This is a genomic window from Hymenobacter lapidiphilus, from assembly GCF_003417065.2.
GTDB lineage: Bacteria > Bacteroidota > Bacteroidia > Cytophagales > Hymenobacteraceae > Hymenobacter.
Genome location: NZ_QVLT01000018.1, coordinates 1 through 15,323 on the forward strand (window position 1 = coordinate 1; position 15,323 = coordinate 15,323).

At 60.7% G+C, this 15,323-nt stretch carries 14 protein-coding genes and 1 tRNA gene; 6 read left to right on the plus strand and 9 right to left on the minus strand.

Annotation, left to right across the window (positions count from 1 at the left end):
- Positions 1-77 precede the first annotated feature (77 nt).
- Together D0N36_RS11775 and hemW are read right to left on the minus strand one after the other, a co-directional pair.
- Positions 78-563: a hypothetical protein gene (locus tag D0N36_RS11775; protein ID WP_116941687.1), complete on the minus strand. Its 486-nt coding sequence runs from the start codon at positions 561-563 to the stop codon at positions 78-80.
- Positions 564-704: 141 nt separating this feature from the next.
- Entirely contained in the window at positions 705-1,841 is a 1,137-nt protein-coding gene (gene hemW, locus D0N36_RS11780; RefSeq protein WP_116941689.1) for a radical SAM family heme chaperone HemW, read from the minus strand.
- Positions 1,842-2,024: 183 nt separating this feature from the next.
- On the opposite strand from hemW, the gene D0N36_RS11785 reads away from it, so the two are divergent.
- A complete protein-coding gene (locus tag D0N36_RS11785) occupies positions 2,025-3,893 on the plus strand; it encodes a BamA/TamA family outer membrane protein (protein WP_190242641.1) in 1,869 nt (622 codons plus the stop codon).
- 59 nt (positions 3,894-3,952) lie between these two features.
- Here D0N36_RS11785 and D0N36_RS11790 read toward each other — a convergent pair whose 3' ends face one another.
- Positions 3,953-5,113 carry an alpha/beta hydrolase gene (locus D0N36_RS11790; protein ID WP_242478895.1) on the minus strand — a complete coding sequence of 387 codons (1,161 nt, stop codon included), beginning with the start codon at positions 5,111-5,113 and terminating at the stop codon, positions 3,953-3,955.
- A gap of 230 nt (positions 5,114-5,343) precedes the next feature.
- On the opposite strand from D0N36_RS11790, the gene D0N36_RS11795 reads away from it, so the two are divergent.
- Positions 5,344-5,416 (plus strand) — tRNA-Met (locus D0N36_RS11795).
- 158 nt (positions 5,417-5,574) lie between these two features.
- On the opposite strand, the gene D0N36_RS11800 is transcribed toward D0N36_RS11795, so the two are convergent.
- The gene (locus tag D0N36_RS11800; RefSeq protein WP_116941696.1) at positions 5,575-6,057 is read right to left on the minus strand and encodes a GAF domain-containing protein; all 483 of its coding nucleotides are present in this window, start codon (positions 6,055-6,057) and stop codon (positions 5,575-5,577) included.
- A 309-nt stretch (positions 6,058-6,366) separates the two neighbouring features.
- Between D0N36_RS11800 and D0N36_RS11805 the strand changes: the two genes are divergently transcribed.
- Both D0N36_RS11805 and D0N36_RS11810 read left to right on the plus strand, forming a co-directional pair.
- Positions 6,367-6,897: a dihydrofolate reductase family protein gene (locus D0N36_RS11805; protein ID WP_116941699.1), complete on the plus strand. Its 531-nt coding sequence runs from the start codon at positions 6,367-6,369 to the stop codon at positions 6,895-6,897.
- Between the two features lie 66 nt (positions 6,898-6,963).
- On the plus strand, positions 6,964-7,896 hold the full coding sequence (locus tag D0N36_RS11810; RefSeq protein WP_116941702.1) for a carboxypeptidase-like regulatory domain-containing protein: 933 nt from the start codon (positions 6,964-6,966) through the stop codon (positions 7,894-7,896).
- 70 nt (positions 7,897-7,966) lie between these two features.
- Here D0N36_RS11810 and D0N36_RS11815 read toward each other — a convergent pair whose 3' ends face one another.
- The 4 genes from D0N36_RS11815 to D0N36_RS11830 all read right to left on the minus strand — a co-directional run bounded on the left by D0N36_RS11815 (position 7,967) and on the right by D0N36_RS11830 (position 12,553).
- The gene (locus tag D0N36_RS11815; RefSeq protein WP_116941704.1) at positions 7,967-8,647 is read right to left on the minus strand and encodes a phosphatidylserine decarboxylase family protein; all 681 of its coding nucleotides are present in this window, start codon (positions 8,645-8,647) and stop codon (positions 7,967-7,969) included.
- Positions 8,648-8,968: 321 nt separating this feature from the next.
- On the minus strand, positions 8,969-10,264 hold the full coding sequence (locus D0N36_RS11820) for a Glu/Leu/Phe/Val family dehydrogenase (RefSeq protein ID WP_116941707.1): 1,296 nt from the start codon (positions 10,262-10,264) through the stop codon (positions 8,969-8,971).
- Positions 10,265-10,409: 145 nt separating this feature from the next.
- Positions 10,410-11,288 (minus strand): phosphatidate cytidylyltransferase, encoded by an 879-nt coding sequence (locus D0N36_RS11825; protein ID WP_190242642.1) that lies wholly within the window; start codon positions 11,286-11,288, stop codon positions 10,410-10,412.
- A gap of 215 nt (positions 11,289-11,503) precedes the next feature.
- Positions 11,504-12,553, minus strand: a complete 1,050-nt coding sequence (locus D0N36_RS11830) for a CPBP family intramembrane glutamic endopeptidase (RefSeq protein WP_190242643.1) — start codon at positions 12,551-12,553, stop codon at positions 11,504-11,506.
- Between the two features lie 167 nt (positions 12,554-12,720).
- On the opposite strand from D0N36_RS11830, the gene dusB reads away from it, so the two are divergent.
- Positions 12,721-13,710 carry a tRNA dihydrouridine synthase DusB gene (gene dusB / locus D0N36_RS11835; RefSeq protein WP_116941713.1) on the plus strand — a complete coding sequence of 330 codons (990 nt, stop codon included), beginning with the start codon at positions 12,721-12,723 and terminating at the stop codon, positions 13,708-13,710.
- Positions 13,711-13,904: 194 nt separating this feature from the next.
- Positions 13,905-14,858: a DMT family transporter gene (locus D0N36_RS11840; protein ID WP_116941715.1), complete on the plus strand. Its 954-nt coding sequence runs from the start codon at positions 13,905-13,907 to the stop codon at positions 14,856-14,858.
- A 115-nt stretch (positions 14,859-14,973) separates the two neighbouring features.
- Here D0N36_RS11840 and D0N36_RS11845 read toward each other — a convergent pair whose 3' ends face one another.
- Complete coding sequence (locus D0N36_RS11845) at positions 14,974-15,252, minus strand: hypothetical protein (protein ID WP_116941717.1); 279 nt, start codon at positions 15,250-15,252, stop codon at positions 14,974-14,976.
- Positions 15,253-15,323 lie beyond the last annotated feature (71 nt).

Consider the following 15,323-nt stretch of genomic DNA (forward strand, 5'->3'; position numbering starts at 1 on the left):
ACCAGGGCGGTGCCGCGGGCTACCGCTTCGGGCCCGACACTACCTCCACCATACTTCCCGGGGAGAGGTATTGCTGGTTATACTACTCGGAGAAACACGCCTTCCAGGTAGAATATGTTGTGCGGCTGTTCTGCTTCGTATTCGGCTGCCTCCTCCTCTTCATCCTCCTGCACGTTTATATCGAACGGCTGTTCGTCTTCTTCATCTTCACCAAATAGCTCATCGGCCGGATAGGTACAGGAGAGCTTGAGTGCTACGTTCGGCAATGAAATAGGAGCGCTGGCTTCGGTCGTATATTCGAGTAAACAGGGCCACTTCTGAACAGTGGCTAGTGCTTCGGCTACGTCTTCCTGTAGCACTGGCGAACGAGGGCCAGCTAGGCGCAGGAGTAGGTCGAGTTGCTGAAAGGGTAGCCCTAGATGGAAGAAGTGCGTATCCCCATCGAAATCGGTAGTCGCCCAGATAGTCACGTCGTCGGAGTTATCGAAAACAATGGCGGTCAGGTGTACCTGTTCGATAAAAAAATCCGTGTCATCGGCCAGCGCGTCAATTAGTCTTCTCATCTTTTTGGGGTTGGCGAAACGGAGTAACTGGTCATTGTCGCCGTTATTCTTTTCAAAGAAATAACAAAAGAGGCAAAACGGTGCTACCTGCCCCCGGAATGTCGGGGCAGAGTGTCCTGTGTTAATTCGTAGTCTGCGTTGTCAGGCTGCCTGAAACAGCTCCAGCGTGATGTGGTCGGCCAAGAGCTTGCCGGCATCGGTCAGGCGCAGGCAGCCGGCTTCCAGCGTTGCAAGGCCGGTCGTCTGGAGTTGGGCCAGGTAAGCGGCGCGGGTAGCTGGCAAGTCTGTGTCCAGCTGGTCGCGCAGGTAGTTCAGGTCGCAGCCGCGGGCCGTGCGCAGACTGGTCATGAGGTATTCGTTGGCCTTGTCCACCGGGCTGAGGACCTCCACGGTGGCTGGTACGGTGCCTTCGTCGAGCACGGCGGCTACGTAGCGCGGGTTGTTGGCCAGCGTGGCGTGGCGGCTGTGGCCGTTGAAGGAATGGGCGCTGGGCCCCAGGCCCAGGTAAGGCACCCCAGCCCAGTAGGCCGAGTTGTGGCGCGACTCGCGGCCGGGCCGGCAGAAGTTGCTGATTTCATACTGCTCGTAGCCGTGGCGGGCCATTTCGGCCAGTAGCATTTCAAACTGCCGGGCTACGAACTCGTCGGGGGGCGGCAGGAACTTGCCTTTGCGCAGCTGCCGGCCGAACACAGTATCAGGCTCGATAGTGAGAGCGTAGCAGGAGAGGTGCGGTACCTGGAGCGCAAACGCCGCTGCCATGTCAGCTTCCCAGATGCTGTGGTCGGGCGCGGGCACTCCATAAATCAAATCCACCGAAATGCTCTCAAAGCCCGCGTCCTGGGCCCGCCGGACGGCCGTGCCTGACTCTTCGGCCGAGTGCGCCCGGTTCATGAGACGCAGGTGTGGCTCGTGGAAGCTTTGCAGCCCGATACTGAGTCGGTTGACGGGCGAGGCCGACAGCTCGCGTACTTTGGCGGGAGTCAGGTCGTCGGGGTTGGCTTCGAGCGTAATTTCGGCATCGGTGGCCACTGAAAACCGGTTGTTGATGGCCGTGAGTAGCTGGTCCAGCTCCGCCGCCGAAAGTAGGGAGGGGGTGCCGCCACCGAAGTAAACGGTTTCTATGGTTGCGCCCGGTTCCAGGTAAGCGGCCCGCAGATCCATCTCGGCTACCAGCGCATCTACCAGGCGGCTCTTCAGGTCCATGCTGGTGCTGAAGTGGAAGTCACAGTAGTGGCAGGCCTGCTTGCAGAAGGGGATATGGAGGTAGATACCGGGCAAAGGAGGGGGCAGAAGAACTGCTGAAATATGCGCGAAGCGGGCCCGCTGGAGCGGCGCCCCGGCTGTAAATAAGTTATGCGGGGTCGTTTAGTGAGGCGGGGCCGGCGGCGACGAAGCGTGTTCCGCTACCCAAAAAGTATCTTCGGGAAATTAAACGTCGCGGTTCGCGTTGCACTGGCACAAATGTACGTCCGCATCCTCGCTTTCTGGTGTTTGCTGCTGAGCGCGGCCGGGTGGGCAGCGGCCCAGGGCAGCACGCCGCTGAACCCGGCTGCCCCGCCGGTTTCGGCCGTGCCCGCCGCATCCCCGCCGCCCGATTCAGCCCGTAAAGCTGTGCCGGCCCCGATCCGCCCGGTGCGGCCCGTGGTGCTGCGCCTCGAAATCGAGGCTGCTGATGAAGCCCTGTTGCGGTCCTACCGCTACCGTCGGCAGCTGCCCGACTCGCTGGCTGCCTTGCGCGAAGTCCGTACGCTGGTGCTGGCTCTACAGGCCGATGCTTACCTCACAGCCTCGGCTGATGAGCTGCGCTGGGAGGACGCTGATACGTTGCGCGTGCGTCTGTACGTGGGTGAGCAGTTCCGATGGGCCCGGCTGCGCAACGGCAACCTCGGCGACGCACTGCTGGAGCGGGCCGGCTTCCGCGAAAAACTTTACCAGCAACAGCCGTTGCGGCCGCAGGAATGGGTGAAGTTCCAGGAAAACGTGCTTCATGAGGCTGAAAACCAGGGCTACCCCTTCGCCACCGTGGGCCTCGACTCGCTGGCATTGCGCGGTACCGATATTGAGGGCCGGGTGGTATTGCGTCGGGGGCCGGCCATTGTGTTCGACTCCATTCAGATTGTTGGCCAGACCAAAACCAAGGCGCGCTTCCTGAGCAAATACCTGCAGATAACGCCCGGCGAGCCTTTCAGCCAGCAGCGCCTGCTGGAGGCCGACCGCCGCCTGCGCCAGCTGCCGTATCTGCAGGTGAAGGCTGCGCCCGAGGTACGTTTTGCCCGGGGCCGGGCGCGGGTGTACTTCCTGCTTGATGACCGCACGGCCAATCAGTTTGACGCCATTGTGGGTGTGCTACCCAACCCCAACCCGGGACTGGGCCAGAAGAAGGTGCAGATAACCGGCGACGTTACTTTGAACCTGCGCAACATCGGGGGCGGGGGCAAGGGCCTGGGCGTGCAGTGGCGCAAGCTCGATGCCACATCCCAGCTGCTCGACGCTCAGTACCTGCATCCCACCTTTTTTGGCACTCCGTTGGAAGTCAGTGCCTCGTTTAATCTGCTCAAGCAGGATACATCCTTCCTTACTACCCGGCCGCGAGTGCAGGTGGCTTACCCCACGGCCCGGGCAGGGCGGCTGGCTGTGTTTTTCGAGCAGCGCAATTCCCGCCTGCTCAACCAAAACTCCACCCTGCAACAGGCTACCAGCCTGCCCGACAACATCGACTCACGCTTTGGCTCCTACGGCCTCGACTACACCTGGAACACGCTCGACGACCCCTATTTCCCGCGACGAGGCCTGCTATTGAGCGGGCAGGCGGCCATCGGCACCAAGCGCCTCAGCCCCAACTCCGACGTGAAGCCCGAGCTATACAACGGCCTGGCCCTGCGCACCCGCCAGGTGAGCCTGGGCTTACGGGCCGAACGCTACTTCCGCCTCGGGCGGGCCGGGGTGCTGCTCACACGGCTGCGGGGCGAGGCCCTGCTCAACGACCGGCTGTTTCTTAACGACCTGTTCCGGCTGGGCGGGCTGGCGACGCTGCGCGGCTTCAACGAGCTGAATTTCTACGCCAGCCAGTATGCAGTGGGCACGGCCGAGTTCCGCCAGTTCACCGGCCCCGATACCTACCTGTTCGTTTTTGCCGACCAAGCCTACCTGCGCCGCGACCTGCCCAACGACCCCTACCCGCGCGATACGCCCACTGGCCTGGGGGCAGGCCTGAGCTTCCGCACCGGCGCAGGCCAGTTCCAGTTCGTGTACGCGTTGGGCCGCAGCGAGCAGCAGCGCTTCGGGTTAAGCTCGGGTAAAATCCACTTCGGAATTACCAGCCGGTTTTAGCACCCGTTAAAAGACGTCGTCCAGCCCAGGACGACCGGTCTTTTAACGGGTTAAGAATCCTACTTCAACGCTTTCTTCAGTTCGCTGGCAGCCAAATCCTGGGCCTCGCGGGCCTGGGGCACCACGGCCCCCATCCCGAAGAACTCGTGCGTGACGTTGGGGTAGAGCTGATAAGTAACGGGCACGCCGGCCGCTTTTAAGTTGTCAGCCAGCGTTTTGCCCTCGCTCATGAGCGGGTCGATACCGGCGCCGATAACGGTAGCAGGCGGCAGGTTTTTCAGGTTGGCATTTACCAGGTCAATCATGGGGTTCTTGCCATCGGCAGGGCTGCGTAGGTAGTATTTAAAGAACCAGCCCATGAAGTCTTTGTAAAGCGGCTTCGACTTATTATGCTCTAGGTAAGATGGCGTGTTCATGTCATAGCCCGCAATCGGGAAGACGAGCAATTGGTGTTTGGGCATTTGCACGCCTTTGTCGCGGGCCATCATGCTCACGGCGGCGGCCAGGTTGCCACCGGCACTCTCGCCGGCCACGGCTACGCGCTTAGGGTCGCCGTTGAAAGTGCCGGCGTTTTTCAGTACCCACTGGTAGGCTGTGAACGAATCGTTGTGGGCAGTAGGGAATTTGTTCTCGGGGGCCTGGCGGTAGGCTACCGAAGCCACGATGGCGCCGGTTTTAGCCGCCAGGGCGCGGGCCGAGGCATCATAGGTGTCGAGGTTGGCAATTACCCAGCCGCCGCCGTGGTAGTACACTACCACCGGCAGGGGGCCGGTGGCGCCGGCCGGTGTGTAGAGTCGCACCTTTAGGCCCGGCTCCACCATTTTGCTCAGGGTATCTACGTCGGCATAGGGCGCCGGAATGTTGTATTTCTGCATCACGGCCATCAGCGCCTCCTTGAAAGAAGGTGCTTTGCGCACTTCGGCAGGCGTGAGCTTATCGGGTGGGGTGGGGCCGCTGAGGCTGTCGAGTTTTTCGATAACGGCCAGCATCTCGGGGGCAATGTTGGGCGCCCACGCCGGAGCCGGGCCAGTGGGCTTTACGGTGGCCATTGCGGCGTTGCTGGCTGCGGGCATATTGTCGGTAGTGGCCCCTGCGCCGCTGTCTGTGCTAGTGGTGGTCGTTTCAGCGGTTTGGTTAGGGCCGCAGGCTGCCAGGCCTAGGCCGGCAAGCAAGACGGGAGCCAGCCAAAGCTGGCGCGAATAAAAAGAGTTCTTCATCATACGGAGCATTACTAGTGGGAAAGCGTGGATTGGGGTTGCGATTATTTGGTACGTAACCCGTATTTAATTGTAACCAATGCACCCAAATTGTATACACTGCTAAAGTGAGTCTGGCACTGCACAATAAATTTTATAGCTGATACTCAACCGACAGGAGCCATTGCCGCGTTATTTAGGCCTGTTACTGGTAGGTTTCCGAAAAACCCTGCTACATTTGTATTACCAAACAGTGCGGGGTGGAGCAGTTGGTAGCTCGTTGGGCTCATAACCCAAAGGTCACTGGTTCGAGTCCAGTCCCCGCTACCTAAAAGGGCGTCTCCATTACGGAGATGCCCTTTTCTTTTGTCCATAGCGGTAGAAAGTACACTGCCGATGTTAATGGCCAGTGTAGTATGCCGGAAACGTAACGGGCCGCAACTGAATGTTGAGGCCCCTTACGTTATATCCCATAGCGGGGCACTTTAGAACCAGCGGGCGGCCAGCTGCGCCAGCTGCTCCAGGTAGTGCTGGTCGGTGGTATCGAAGTCGTTGAGCAGGTCGCTGTCGACGTCGAGGACGGCCACTACACAACCATCCTGGATTACGGGCACCACGATTTCAGATTTTGAGGCGGAGCTGCAGGCAATGTGGCCGGGAAACTGCTCTACGTCGGGTACGAGCAGGGTAGTGGCCTGGGCCCAGCTGCTGCCGCACACGCCTTTGCCGTGTCGGATGCGGGTGCAGGCAATAGGTCCCTGGAAAGGGCCGAGTACCAGCTCATCGTCTTTCACCAGGTAGAAACCCACCCAGAAAAAGCCGAATGCCTGACGCAGGGCGGCGGCGGTGTTAGCCAGGTTGGCCACTAGGTCGGGCTCGCCGGTGGTCAGGGCGGTAAGCTGGGGTAGCAGCTGGCGGTATTGGTCGGCTTTGCTGAGGGTCGTATCGAGCAGAAGTTCTTCGGCCATATAAAAAGGAAGTGCAAAGAGAGAAGTAGCAGACCGGGGTATCGGCCGGGCACCGGCTTGGTGCGGGTACAAAGATACAGTGCCAACCTGGTGCCCGCTCAACGCGGGAGGCACTTCCAAATCTCGACCGAAAAATGGAAATTAGCTCAATAGTAAAGATCGGCCGGGTTGCTGGTGTTGTTGCGAAAACAAAATTCCAAACCCCAATCCTGATAGCCGCCCGGCTCGTATCAGCTATCAAACCGGGCTTGTGCGCCGCGCTTCACCTGGTTCTCTGCTCTCTCCCACACAGCCAAATCCCACCCCCGCATGCGTAAAGTTGTACTCTATATTGCTACCAGCCTCGATGGCTACATTGCCTCACCCGATGGCTCGGTAGAGTGGCTGCCCACCGCCGGCCACGACTACGGTTACGCCGAATTTCTGGCCAGCGCCGATACCACGCTGCTTGGCCGCGCCACCTACGAGCAGGTACTCGACTCCGGCCCCTGGCCCTACGCTAACCTCACCAATTACGTGTTCAGTCGCCAGCCCCCGGCCGGGGTGCCCCCGCATGCGTCGGTGCAGTTCGTCAGCGACGAGCCGGTGGATTTTGTACGTGCGTTGCGCCAGCAGTCCGGCCGCACCATCTGGCTGATTGGAGGCAGTACGCTGGCCTCGCCACTGCTCACGGCCGGGCTGGTAGATGAGCTGATGCTGTTGGTATTGCCCCGGGTGCTGGGGTCTGGTATTCCGCTCTGGCGCCACCAGGCGCAGCCCCAGATGCTTCAGGTGATACGCACCCAAACCTGGCCCGATGGGACGGTGCTACTGCATTATAAACTGCCCAAAAAAGATTGATTCTGAGTCAACCGGATAAACGGTAAAACCGGCTAGCTTCACGGCTTTAGCCGGTTTTTCATTTCTATGTCTCTCGATTTTCGAGCTTTACTTGCCGCCGCCCTGCTCGTAGCCCTGGCCCATCCGCTTTATGCCCAACGCATCCTCACCGGAACCGTGCAGGACGTGCAAGGGGCCGCGGTGCCCTTCGCGGTATTGGAGCTGCCAACCCAGAAGCTCGGCGTGCAGGCCGACAACGAGGGCCGCTTTTCCTTCCCGCTCCCCGCCGGCCTCACCCCCACCGATTCATTGTCTGTCTCGGCCCTAGGATATGAGCGGCGGCGCGTGCCAGTGCCGGCTGGGGCTACGGCCGCGTTGCGGTTGGCCGCGCTACCCGTGTCGTTGAATGAGGTGGTGGTGCGGCCGGGAGTTGCCATGTGGGTGGGATTTGCAGGTGAGTTGAAAGATACCGGTTTTGGCCAGAGTGGTCTATCGAAGGAAAACAACACGGGCTGGCAGATAGCCCGATTTTGTCAACCTCCTACCGATGGCTACCTTACAGCCGTACGCTTCTTCGTGAAGCCCGGACGATGCAGTAAAACCAGTGTACGCACTCCTTTTCGGGTGCGGGTGTATGCGGCCGACGGACCTAATGGCAGCCCCGGTACCGATTTGCTGTCTGTGTCCGTATTAACAGCAGCTCTCAACAAAGGCTGGGTTTCTATGGATTTGAGCCGCTACGGAATATTATTTCCACGGCAGGGGGTGTACGTGGCAATGGAATGGGTGCATACTTCCGATGAATTTCTCTGCTCCTACACCACTACCGATTTCAACTCCAAGCAGAAAAAGCAGGATTTCTCCTACGGACAGTCTTTGATGGCTGCTCACGTGCCAGAAACAGCCGCGCAAACCTGGTATTACACCATAAAATATGGCTGGCTCAAATTTACCAGCCGCGACCCGACCGGCCAGCGTATGGTGGGTGATGCTGCTATCCAAGCGCGATTCCAGCCATAGTATCCAAAAACAGCAGCGGCGGCTCCCGATTCGGAAGACGCCGCTGCTGTTTTTGAATATTGTCAACCGCTTAAAACAAGCTTGGTGGCGGGGTTTTGAGCTGGGCAATAACGGTCTGGCCGCCTTTTACCTTCTCGCCAATCTGCACCTTTATTTCGGTGTCGAGGGGCACGAAGATGTCGACTCGCGAGCCGAACTTGATAAAGCCAAACTCCTCACCCTGGCTTACCTCGTCGCCCTCGTTCACATACCACACAATGCGGCGGGCCATGGCGCCGGCAATCTGGCGGAAAAGCACCAGCGGGCCAGCTTCCGACTCGACCACCACCGTGGTGCGCTCGTTTTTGGTGCTGCTTTTGGGATGCCAGGCCACCAGATAATTGCCCGGGTGATACTTGAAGTAGCGCACAATGCCCGAAATTGGGTTCCGGGTGATATGCACGTTAATTGGCGACATGAAGATGCTGATCTGCATGCGCATGTCGTCGAAGTACTCGGGCTCCTGCACGTTCTCAATTACCACCACCTTGCCGTCGGCGGGGGCGATAATCAGGTCTTCGTGGGTGAAAAGACGGCGGGCCGGGCTGCGGAAAAACTGCAGCAGAATCAGGAATACGATAACCGAGATGCCGGCGAAAACCTGATTAAAACCGCGGTTGTCGGCGTTGTAGCGGAATAGCAGCAGGTTTACGACCAGCAGCGCCAGCAGCGTAAAAAATAGAATCCGTCGTCCTTCCTTGTGGATTTTCATAAATCACTGATGTGCGCTTGTTGGCCTGATTACACTGATTCAGGTAGCTCGTGGCCGGTCCGTAAGTGGACCGTTGGAGCTTTGCGCGGATTACTGCTTACGTTGAGTTAGCCAATTTCGATGGTAGAATAGCGCTCAAAGCAGCCAGGCTACACGAAGATAGCCCGAACCAGCGGCTCGGGCTATCCGAAAACAAATATACGTGCACAAGCCATATGTCGCGCCAGTACCCGAAAGCTGCCAAGCGCCGGCCGCTAAATGGTCCGTCTGCCCGGTATGCTTGCATCAGCGGCAGTCAGGCGCATCCATGAAGCCGGGGCTTTAGTAGCCGCCGCGGAACTTGTAGGTCTGGGCTACTTTGTCGATGGCTACCACGTAGGCGGCGATGCGCATGGGCACATCGTACTTTTGGCTGGTCTGGTACACTTTTTCGAAGGCGTCGTTCATGATGCGGTCGGCGCGCTCGGTCACCATTTTCTCGCTCCACTTGAAACCCTGCTTGTTCTGCACCCACTCGAAGTAGGAAACGGTTACGCCGCCCGAGTTGGCCAGAATGTCGGGCACCACCATAATACCCTTCTCATTGATAATAGGGTCGGCCGAGGCGGAAGTAGGGCCGTTGGCGCCTTCCACGATGAGCTTGGCCTTGATGGCGTGGGCATTGTGCTCGGTGATGACGTCCTCAACAGCGGCTGGCACGAGCACGTCCACATCAGTGGTGAGCAGGTCGTCGGCGCGCGCGAGCATTGTGGCGCCCTGGAAGCCGTCAAGGCGGCCGGCGTGGGCGTTTTTGTAGGCAATGGCCTCGTCGATGTCGATGCCGTTTTCGTTCCAGTAAGCGCCGCTCACATCCGAAAGACCCTTGATTTTCACGCCCTTCTCGCTCAGTAGCTTAGCTGCCCACGAGCCCACGTTGCCAAAGCCCTGCACTGCCGCCGACACCGTGTGCGGGTCAAGGTCGAGCTTTTTGAGGGCCGCCATCGTGGCTACCATCACGCCGCGGCCGGTGGCCTCGGTGCGGCCCAGCGAGCCGCCCATTACCAGCGGTTTGCCCGTTACCACGGCCGGCGAGGTGCCGCCCACGGTCTTCGAAAACTCGTCCATCAGCCAGGCCATCTCGCGCGGACCGGTGCCCATGTCGGGCGCCGGAATGTCGCGGTCGGGGCCGAATACGTCTTTCATGGCCAGCGTGTAGCCGCGCGTCATGCGCTCCAGCTCGCCGCTGCTCATGGTGGATGGCTCGCAGATGACGCCACCCTTCGCTCCGCCGTACGGAATGTCTACCACGGCGCACTTCCAGGTCATCCAGGCCGCCAGGGCCTTCACCTCGTCGAGGTGCACGTTTTTATCGTAGCGGATGCCGCCCTTGCTTGGGCCCAGGATGGTGTTGTGAATCACGCGGTAGCCCTCGAACACGCGCACCTTGCCGTTGTCCATCGTGACGGGAATGTGCACGATGACCTGCTTGTCGGCGGCTTTGAGCACTTCGTACGTTTCTTCGTCGAGGCCGAGAATTTCAGCCGCCACGTTGAAGCGCGACATCATCGATTCGAGCGGGTTTTCGGCATCAACGCGGGGGGCCGGCTCTTTGTACTTGTAGACCGTGGTAGCAGCCATACGGGTGGGGATTGGGTGGGGGGAATAAGATAGCGGCCCCGAAAAAACGGAGCCGCGGGTGGAATTCGGGAGCAAAGGTAGGCCTTTACTTTGGAGTGGAGAGGGGGGCAGTGATGCAGGCGTATTTCCTCCGCTTATGGTCTGATTACGAACCGAAAACCAGTTGCAGGACGGCCAGTACGGGCAGAATAAACAGGAAGGCATCGAAGCGGTCGAGCAGGCCGCCGTGGCCGGGCATGATGCGGCCTGAATCTTTGACCCCCACGCTGCGCTTGAGCATGGATTCGGCCAAGTCGCCGAGCGGCCCGAACAGGGCTACCACGCCGGCCACTACCAAGCGGTAAGTGAGCGAGAGTTCGGGTAGCAGCCAGCCCAGGGCCGCGCCTACCAGCAACGTGAACAGGAAGCCGCCAACGGCACCTTCCCAGGTTTTGCCGGGCGAGATTTTAGGCGCCAGCTTGTGCTTGCCCATAGTTTTGCCGGCCGCGTAGGCCCCGATATCGGAAGCCCAGACCATAAACAGCAGCGCAAACACGCGGCGGTAGTCGTAGCCGCCCGGTCCGCTAAAGGCCACCACCGTGAGCAAACTCATGGGCAGGCTCACATAGAGCAGCCCCAGCAGGGCCACGCCCACGTTAGAAAACGGCGCGAACCGCTGCTCGGCGCGAGGCCAGGAGTACATTTCGCGCAGAATCAGCAGCACCGGCAGCAGCGCAGTCAGGCCTAGGGCCGAGTTGCGCAGGTAACCCAAATCGGACACGGCCAGGGGTACGGTTGCGTTGGCCAGTGTCCGGAAATCGGTGAGCGCGGCTACGCTGGCAAACAGCAGCAGGCTGATGCCCACGCCCAGCCCGGCGGCCGGCTTGTAGCCCGCCTGGCGCATCATGCGGTAGAATTCCAGCAGCATTCTGGCCTGTACAACGGCAAAGAGCAGAGCAAACGTCCAGACACTGAACCACACGCTGCCCAGCAGCAGCGCGGCCCCCAGCACGCCAAAAATGATGCGCTGACTCAGGTTGGACATCGGGGCGTTAGCTTCTTTTGGGCTGTTAGCCATTAGCGGTTAGCTGGTAGCTTTTTGGAGAATTTCAAAAATGGTCAGCGGCGCAGAAGCCGCTAATCGACGGCTCAATTTCCGTACAAAATCCGACACCATTCAGCCAACACTGACGGAATAGGATTTCAGCACGAAAGCTGTCAGCTAACAGCTAACAGCTAATGGCTAAGAGCTTGAAAACCCTACTCCCGCGTGGTGTCTACGCCGTCGTGGCTGAGGGTACGGGCAGGCGGAAGCGGGGTATCGGCGGCCTGCACGGTGGTTACGCCCCGGCTGCCCAGCGTGTGCATTTCGGTGGGCGGGCCGTCGGCGAAGGGCCGTTGCATGCGCTGGTAGAGGTACCAGAGCAGGGCGGCGCACAGCAGCAGCGAAGCCAGTACCCAGGGCAAGGGCAGCGCCTCGGTCGAGTCGGGGTCGAAATCGGTGGCCGACCACTCGCGCTGCTGGGCATAGAGCAGCACCAGTTGGAAGGCGTTCTGGGCGAAGTGGGCCGCCATGGGCACCAGAATATTGCCGCTCCACTCATATAAGTAGCCCAGCAGCAACCCCAGCACAAACCGCGGAAAGAAGCCCAGAAACTGGAAGTGGATGGCGCTGAAAATGGCCGCTGCCAGCCAGATACCCACGTGCCGCGAGTTGGTCCACTGCACGAGGTTGCGCTGAATCACGCCCCGGAAAAACAGCTCCTCACTTACGGCCGGTACCACCGCAATAACGAGCAGGGCCACCACAAACCGGGCCGGCGACGAGAAGCGGGTCAGGTACTTGATGGTGTTCTGGGCAGTTGCTTCGGCCTGGCGGGCCAGTTCCTCCCAGTGGGCCAGGGCCTCGGGCAGGTGCAGCTTGGCGTTCCAGGCAATAAGCACCGACATGGCCGGCAGGCTGGCCACAATCAGTACACCCGCCAACAGTAGCCAGCCGGCCGGCACCCGGTGGCGGGGCGCAAAGTAGTCGGGCAACTCGTAGCCCGTGAGCTTGGCCAGGGCCACGGCCGCCCCCCCAAAGCCGCCGAGCAGCAGCAGGCCCTGGCTGAGCATCGAAATCTCCCAGCCGTTGGCGTAGTTGCTGGGCTGCTGCTGCACGTTGCCCAGCGCCGTGAGGCCTACCCCATACAGCAGGTTGCTGGTAATGGCAATCAGCAGCATGCTCAGGCAGGCAGTGGCAATCAGCAGCACCAGCAGCAGCGCCAGGTTGGCCAGCGGATGCAGCCGGCTCGAAACGAAACCTTTCATGTCGGGGGCGGGGTTGGGGTTTGGGAGTCCGGGGAGCTTCGGGCCCCTAACTAATCGTAAATTTGCGCAAAATACCAGCGCCAGCGCCAACCGGCCCATTCCGGCCAGGCACTTTCCCTCAACAAAAAGCGAACAGCTAACCGCTGCTAGCTATCAGCTAAAAATAAGTGGTCCACATCCGCAACATTGCCCTGCCCGATTTCCCGCTTTTGCTCGCGCCCATGGAGGACGTGTCGGACCCGCCGTTTAGGGCCGTGTGCAAGGAGGGTGGGGCCGATTTGATGTACACCGAGTTCATTTCGTCGGAAGGCCTGATTCGGGCCGCCGCCAAGAGCCGCCAGAAGCTCGACGTGTTCGACTACGAGCGGCCCATTGGCATCCAGCTATTCGGTTCCGACGTGGCCACGATGGGCGAGTGCGCCCGCCTCAGCACCGAGGCTGGCCCCGACCTCATCGACATCAATTATGGCTGCCCGGTGAAGCAGGTGGCCTGCCGGGGCGCGGGGGCCGCGCTGCTGCGCGACATTCCTAAAATGGTGGAAATGACCGCCGCTGTGGTGCGGGCCACCCATTTGCCGGTAACCGTAAAAACCCGCCTGGGCTGGGATGAGGATACCAAAAACGTGGAGGAGGTAGCCGAGCGGCTCCAGGATGTGGGCATTGAGGCCCTCACCGTGCATGGCCGCACCCGCGTGCAGATGTACAAGGGCGACGCCGACTGGCGGCTGATTGCGGCCATCAAGAACAACCCGCGCATCAAAATACCCATCTTCGGCAACGGCGACATCGACTCGGCCCAGAAAGCCGTGGAATACAAAAACCGCTACGGCGTGGACGGCATTATGATTGGTCGGGCCGCCATCGGCTACCCCTGGATTTTCCGGGAGGTGAAGCACTACGTGGCTACTGGCCAGCTAATGGCCCCGCCCACCGTGGAGGAGCGCGTGCAAGCCTGCCGCATGCACTTCGAGAAAAGCCTGGAGTGGAAAGGCCCCCGGGCCGGCGTGTTCGAAATGCGCCGCCACTACGCCCAGTACTTCCGCGGCCTCGAAGGCGCCCGGCAGTGGCGCAGCCGCCTCGTAGATACCAACGACCCGCTGGAAATCTTCGCCATTATGGACGAAATAACCGCCGCTGAGCCGATGCTGGTAGGATAGCCGTTTGTGTTTATCAGAACGTCATGCTGAGCGAAGGCGCAGCCGTAGTCGAAGCATCTCTACCGTAGTAGTAAAATCAAAACCACTACAAAGAGGCGGTAGAGATGCTTCGACTGCGGCTGCGCCTTCGCTCAGCATGACGTTTTTTGTCTGGTTCTATCCTCATTTCCTCATCTGCCTTCCCTTCCCTCATTATGTCCGTTACCCCCGCCGCCACACCTACTGCTCCACCCGTCGCCATTGCGCCGCCGCCCGCCCCAACGGCTACGGCTTGGGTGTTGCTGCTGGTGCTGGCTGGTATCTGGGGCACGTCGTTTATTCTGATGAAGAAGGGACTGGTGGTGTTTTCGGCCCTGGAGCTGGGCGCAGCCCGGGTGAGCGTGGCGGCGCTGCTGCTGCTGCCGTTTGCGCTACGCCACCTGGGGCGGGTGAATCGGGAGAAACTCAAGTGGCTGCTGTTGAGCGGCGTGGTGGGTACGCTGCTGCCGGCTTTCCTGTTTGCCTATGCCGAAACCCGGCTGGCCTCGGGGCTGGCGGGGGTGCTCAACGCCCTCACGGCCGTGTTTACGCTGGTGGTGGGTGCCGCCTTTTTCGGGCAGAAGCTCACCGGCCTGCGGGTGCTGGGCATTGCGCTGGGCCTGGCGGGTACGCTGGTGCTGATGGTGTTGGGCGGCAGCGCCGCGGCCGGCACGGCCCCCGCCGGTGGGGTTGGCAACGCCTGGTACGGCCTGTTCATTGTGGCCGCCACGTTGGGCTACGGCGTGAGCGTGAACGTGATTAAGCGCCACCTGAGCGATATTCCGGCTCTGGCCGTAACGGGACTGTTGCTGCTGTTCATCGGTGGGCCGGCGCTGGCGTTTCTGCTGGTGGGCACCGATTTTCTGGACAAGCTGGCCACCGTGCCGGGGGCTTGGCCGGCCTTTGGCTACATTGCCCTGCTGGCTACCATGAGCACGGCCGTGGCCATGGTGCTGTTCAACAAGCTCATCCAGACTTCTACTGCCCTATTTGCGGCCTCCAATACCTACCTCATTCCGGTGGTAGCGCTGGGCTGGGGTCTGCTCGACGGCGAGGAGTTCAACCTTTGGCACCTGCTGGGCATGGTGATTATCATGATCAGCGTAGCCATCATCCACCGGGCGAAATAGGCTTCACCACGACTTACTCAGGCACGTAAGGCCAGGCGTGGAACCGCTCGGGTAGGCTTAGGCGCGCGGGGTGGGCGGCCAGGTAGGCCAGCACGCGCGTCAGTTCGGCCTCGTCCTAGATGGGCAGCTCGTGGGAGCCGGGATGCCAGAAGTCGGCTTCGGGCGGGAGCTGGCCGCGCAACAGGCGGCGTGCCTGGGCAGCGGTGCGCTGGTGCAGCAGCTCGACGGTTTTGTAGAGCGAAAGGCCCGTGCTGGCCGGCAGCACCAGCACGGCGTGCAGGTGGTTGGGCAGCAGCGCGAAGCCGGGCACCCGCAAACCCTGTTCCTCCAGCATCAGCAGCTCGCCGGCTACCAGTCCGGCCAGCTTCTCGCGGCCCAGATAGTCGGGCCCCACGGTATGGGCATCCAGTAGCGCATCGAAGGCGGCGAAGAACTGCTTTTCGGCCCGGCGGCCGGCCGCGACGG

Coding starts and splice junctions, on each gene's coding strand:
- D0N36_RS11775 (WP_116941687.1), bottom strand. CDS start 563: ATGAGAAGACTAATTGACGCGCTGGCCGATGACACGGATTTTTTTATC.
- D0N36_RS11785 (WP_190242641.1), top strand. CDS start 2,025: ATGTACGTCCGCATCCTCGCTTTCTGGTGTTTGCTGCTGAGCGCGGCC.
- D0N36_RS11790 (WP_242478895.1), bottom strand. CDS start 5,113: ATGATGAAGAACTCTTTTTATTCGCGCCAGCTTTGGCTGGCTCCCGTC.
- D0N36_RS11800 (WP_116941696.1), bottom strand. CDS start 6,057: ATGGCCGAAGAACTTCTGCTCGATACGACCCTCAGCAAAGCCGACCAA.
- D0N36_RS11805 (WP_116941699.1), top strand. CDS start 6,367: ATGCGTAAAGTTGTACTCTATATTGCTACCAGCCTCGATGGCTACATT.
- D0N36_RS11810 (WP_116941702.1), top strand. CDS start 6,964: ATGTCTCTCGATTTTCGAGCTTTACTTGCCGCCGCCCTGCTCGTAGCC.
- D0N36_RS11815 (WP_116941704.1), bottom strand. CDS start 8,647: ATGAAAATCCACAAGGAAGGACGACGGATTCTATTTTTTACGCTGCTG.
- D0N36_RS11820 (WP_116941707.1), bottom strand. CDS start 10,264: ATGGCTGCTACCACGGTCTACAAGTACAAAGAGCCGGCCCCCCGCGTT.
- D0N36_RS11825 (WP_190242642.1), bottom strand. CDS start 11,288: ATGTCCAACCTGAGTCAGCGCATCATTTTTGGCGTGCTGGGGGCCGCG.
- D0N36_RS11830 (WP_190242643.1), bottom strand. CDS start 12,553: ATGAAAGGTTTCGTTTCGAGCCGGCTGCATCCGCTGGCCAACCTGGCG.
- D0N36_RS11840 (WP_116941715.1), top strand. CDS start 13,905: ATGTCCGTTACCCCCGCCGCCACACCTACTGCTCCACCCGTCGCCATT.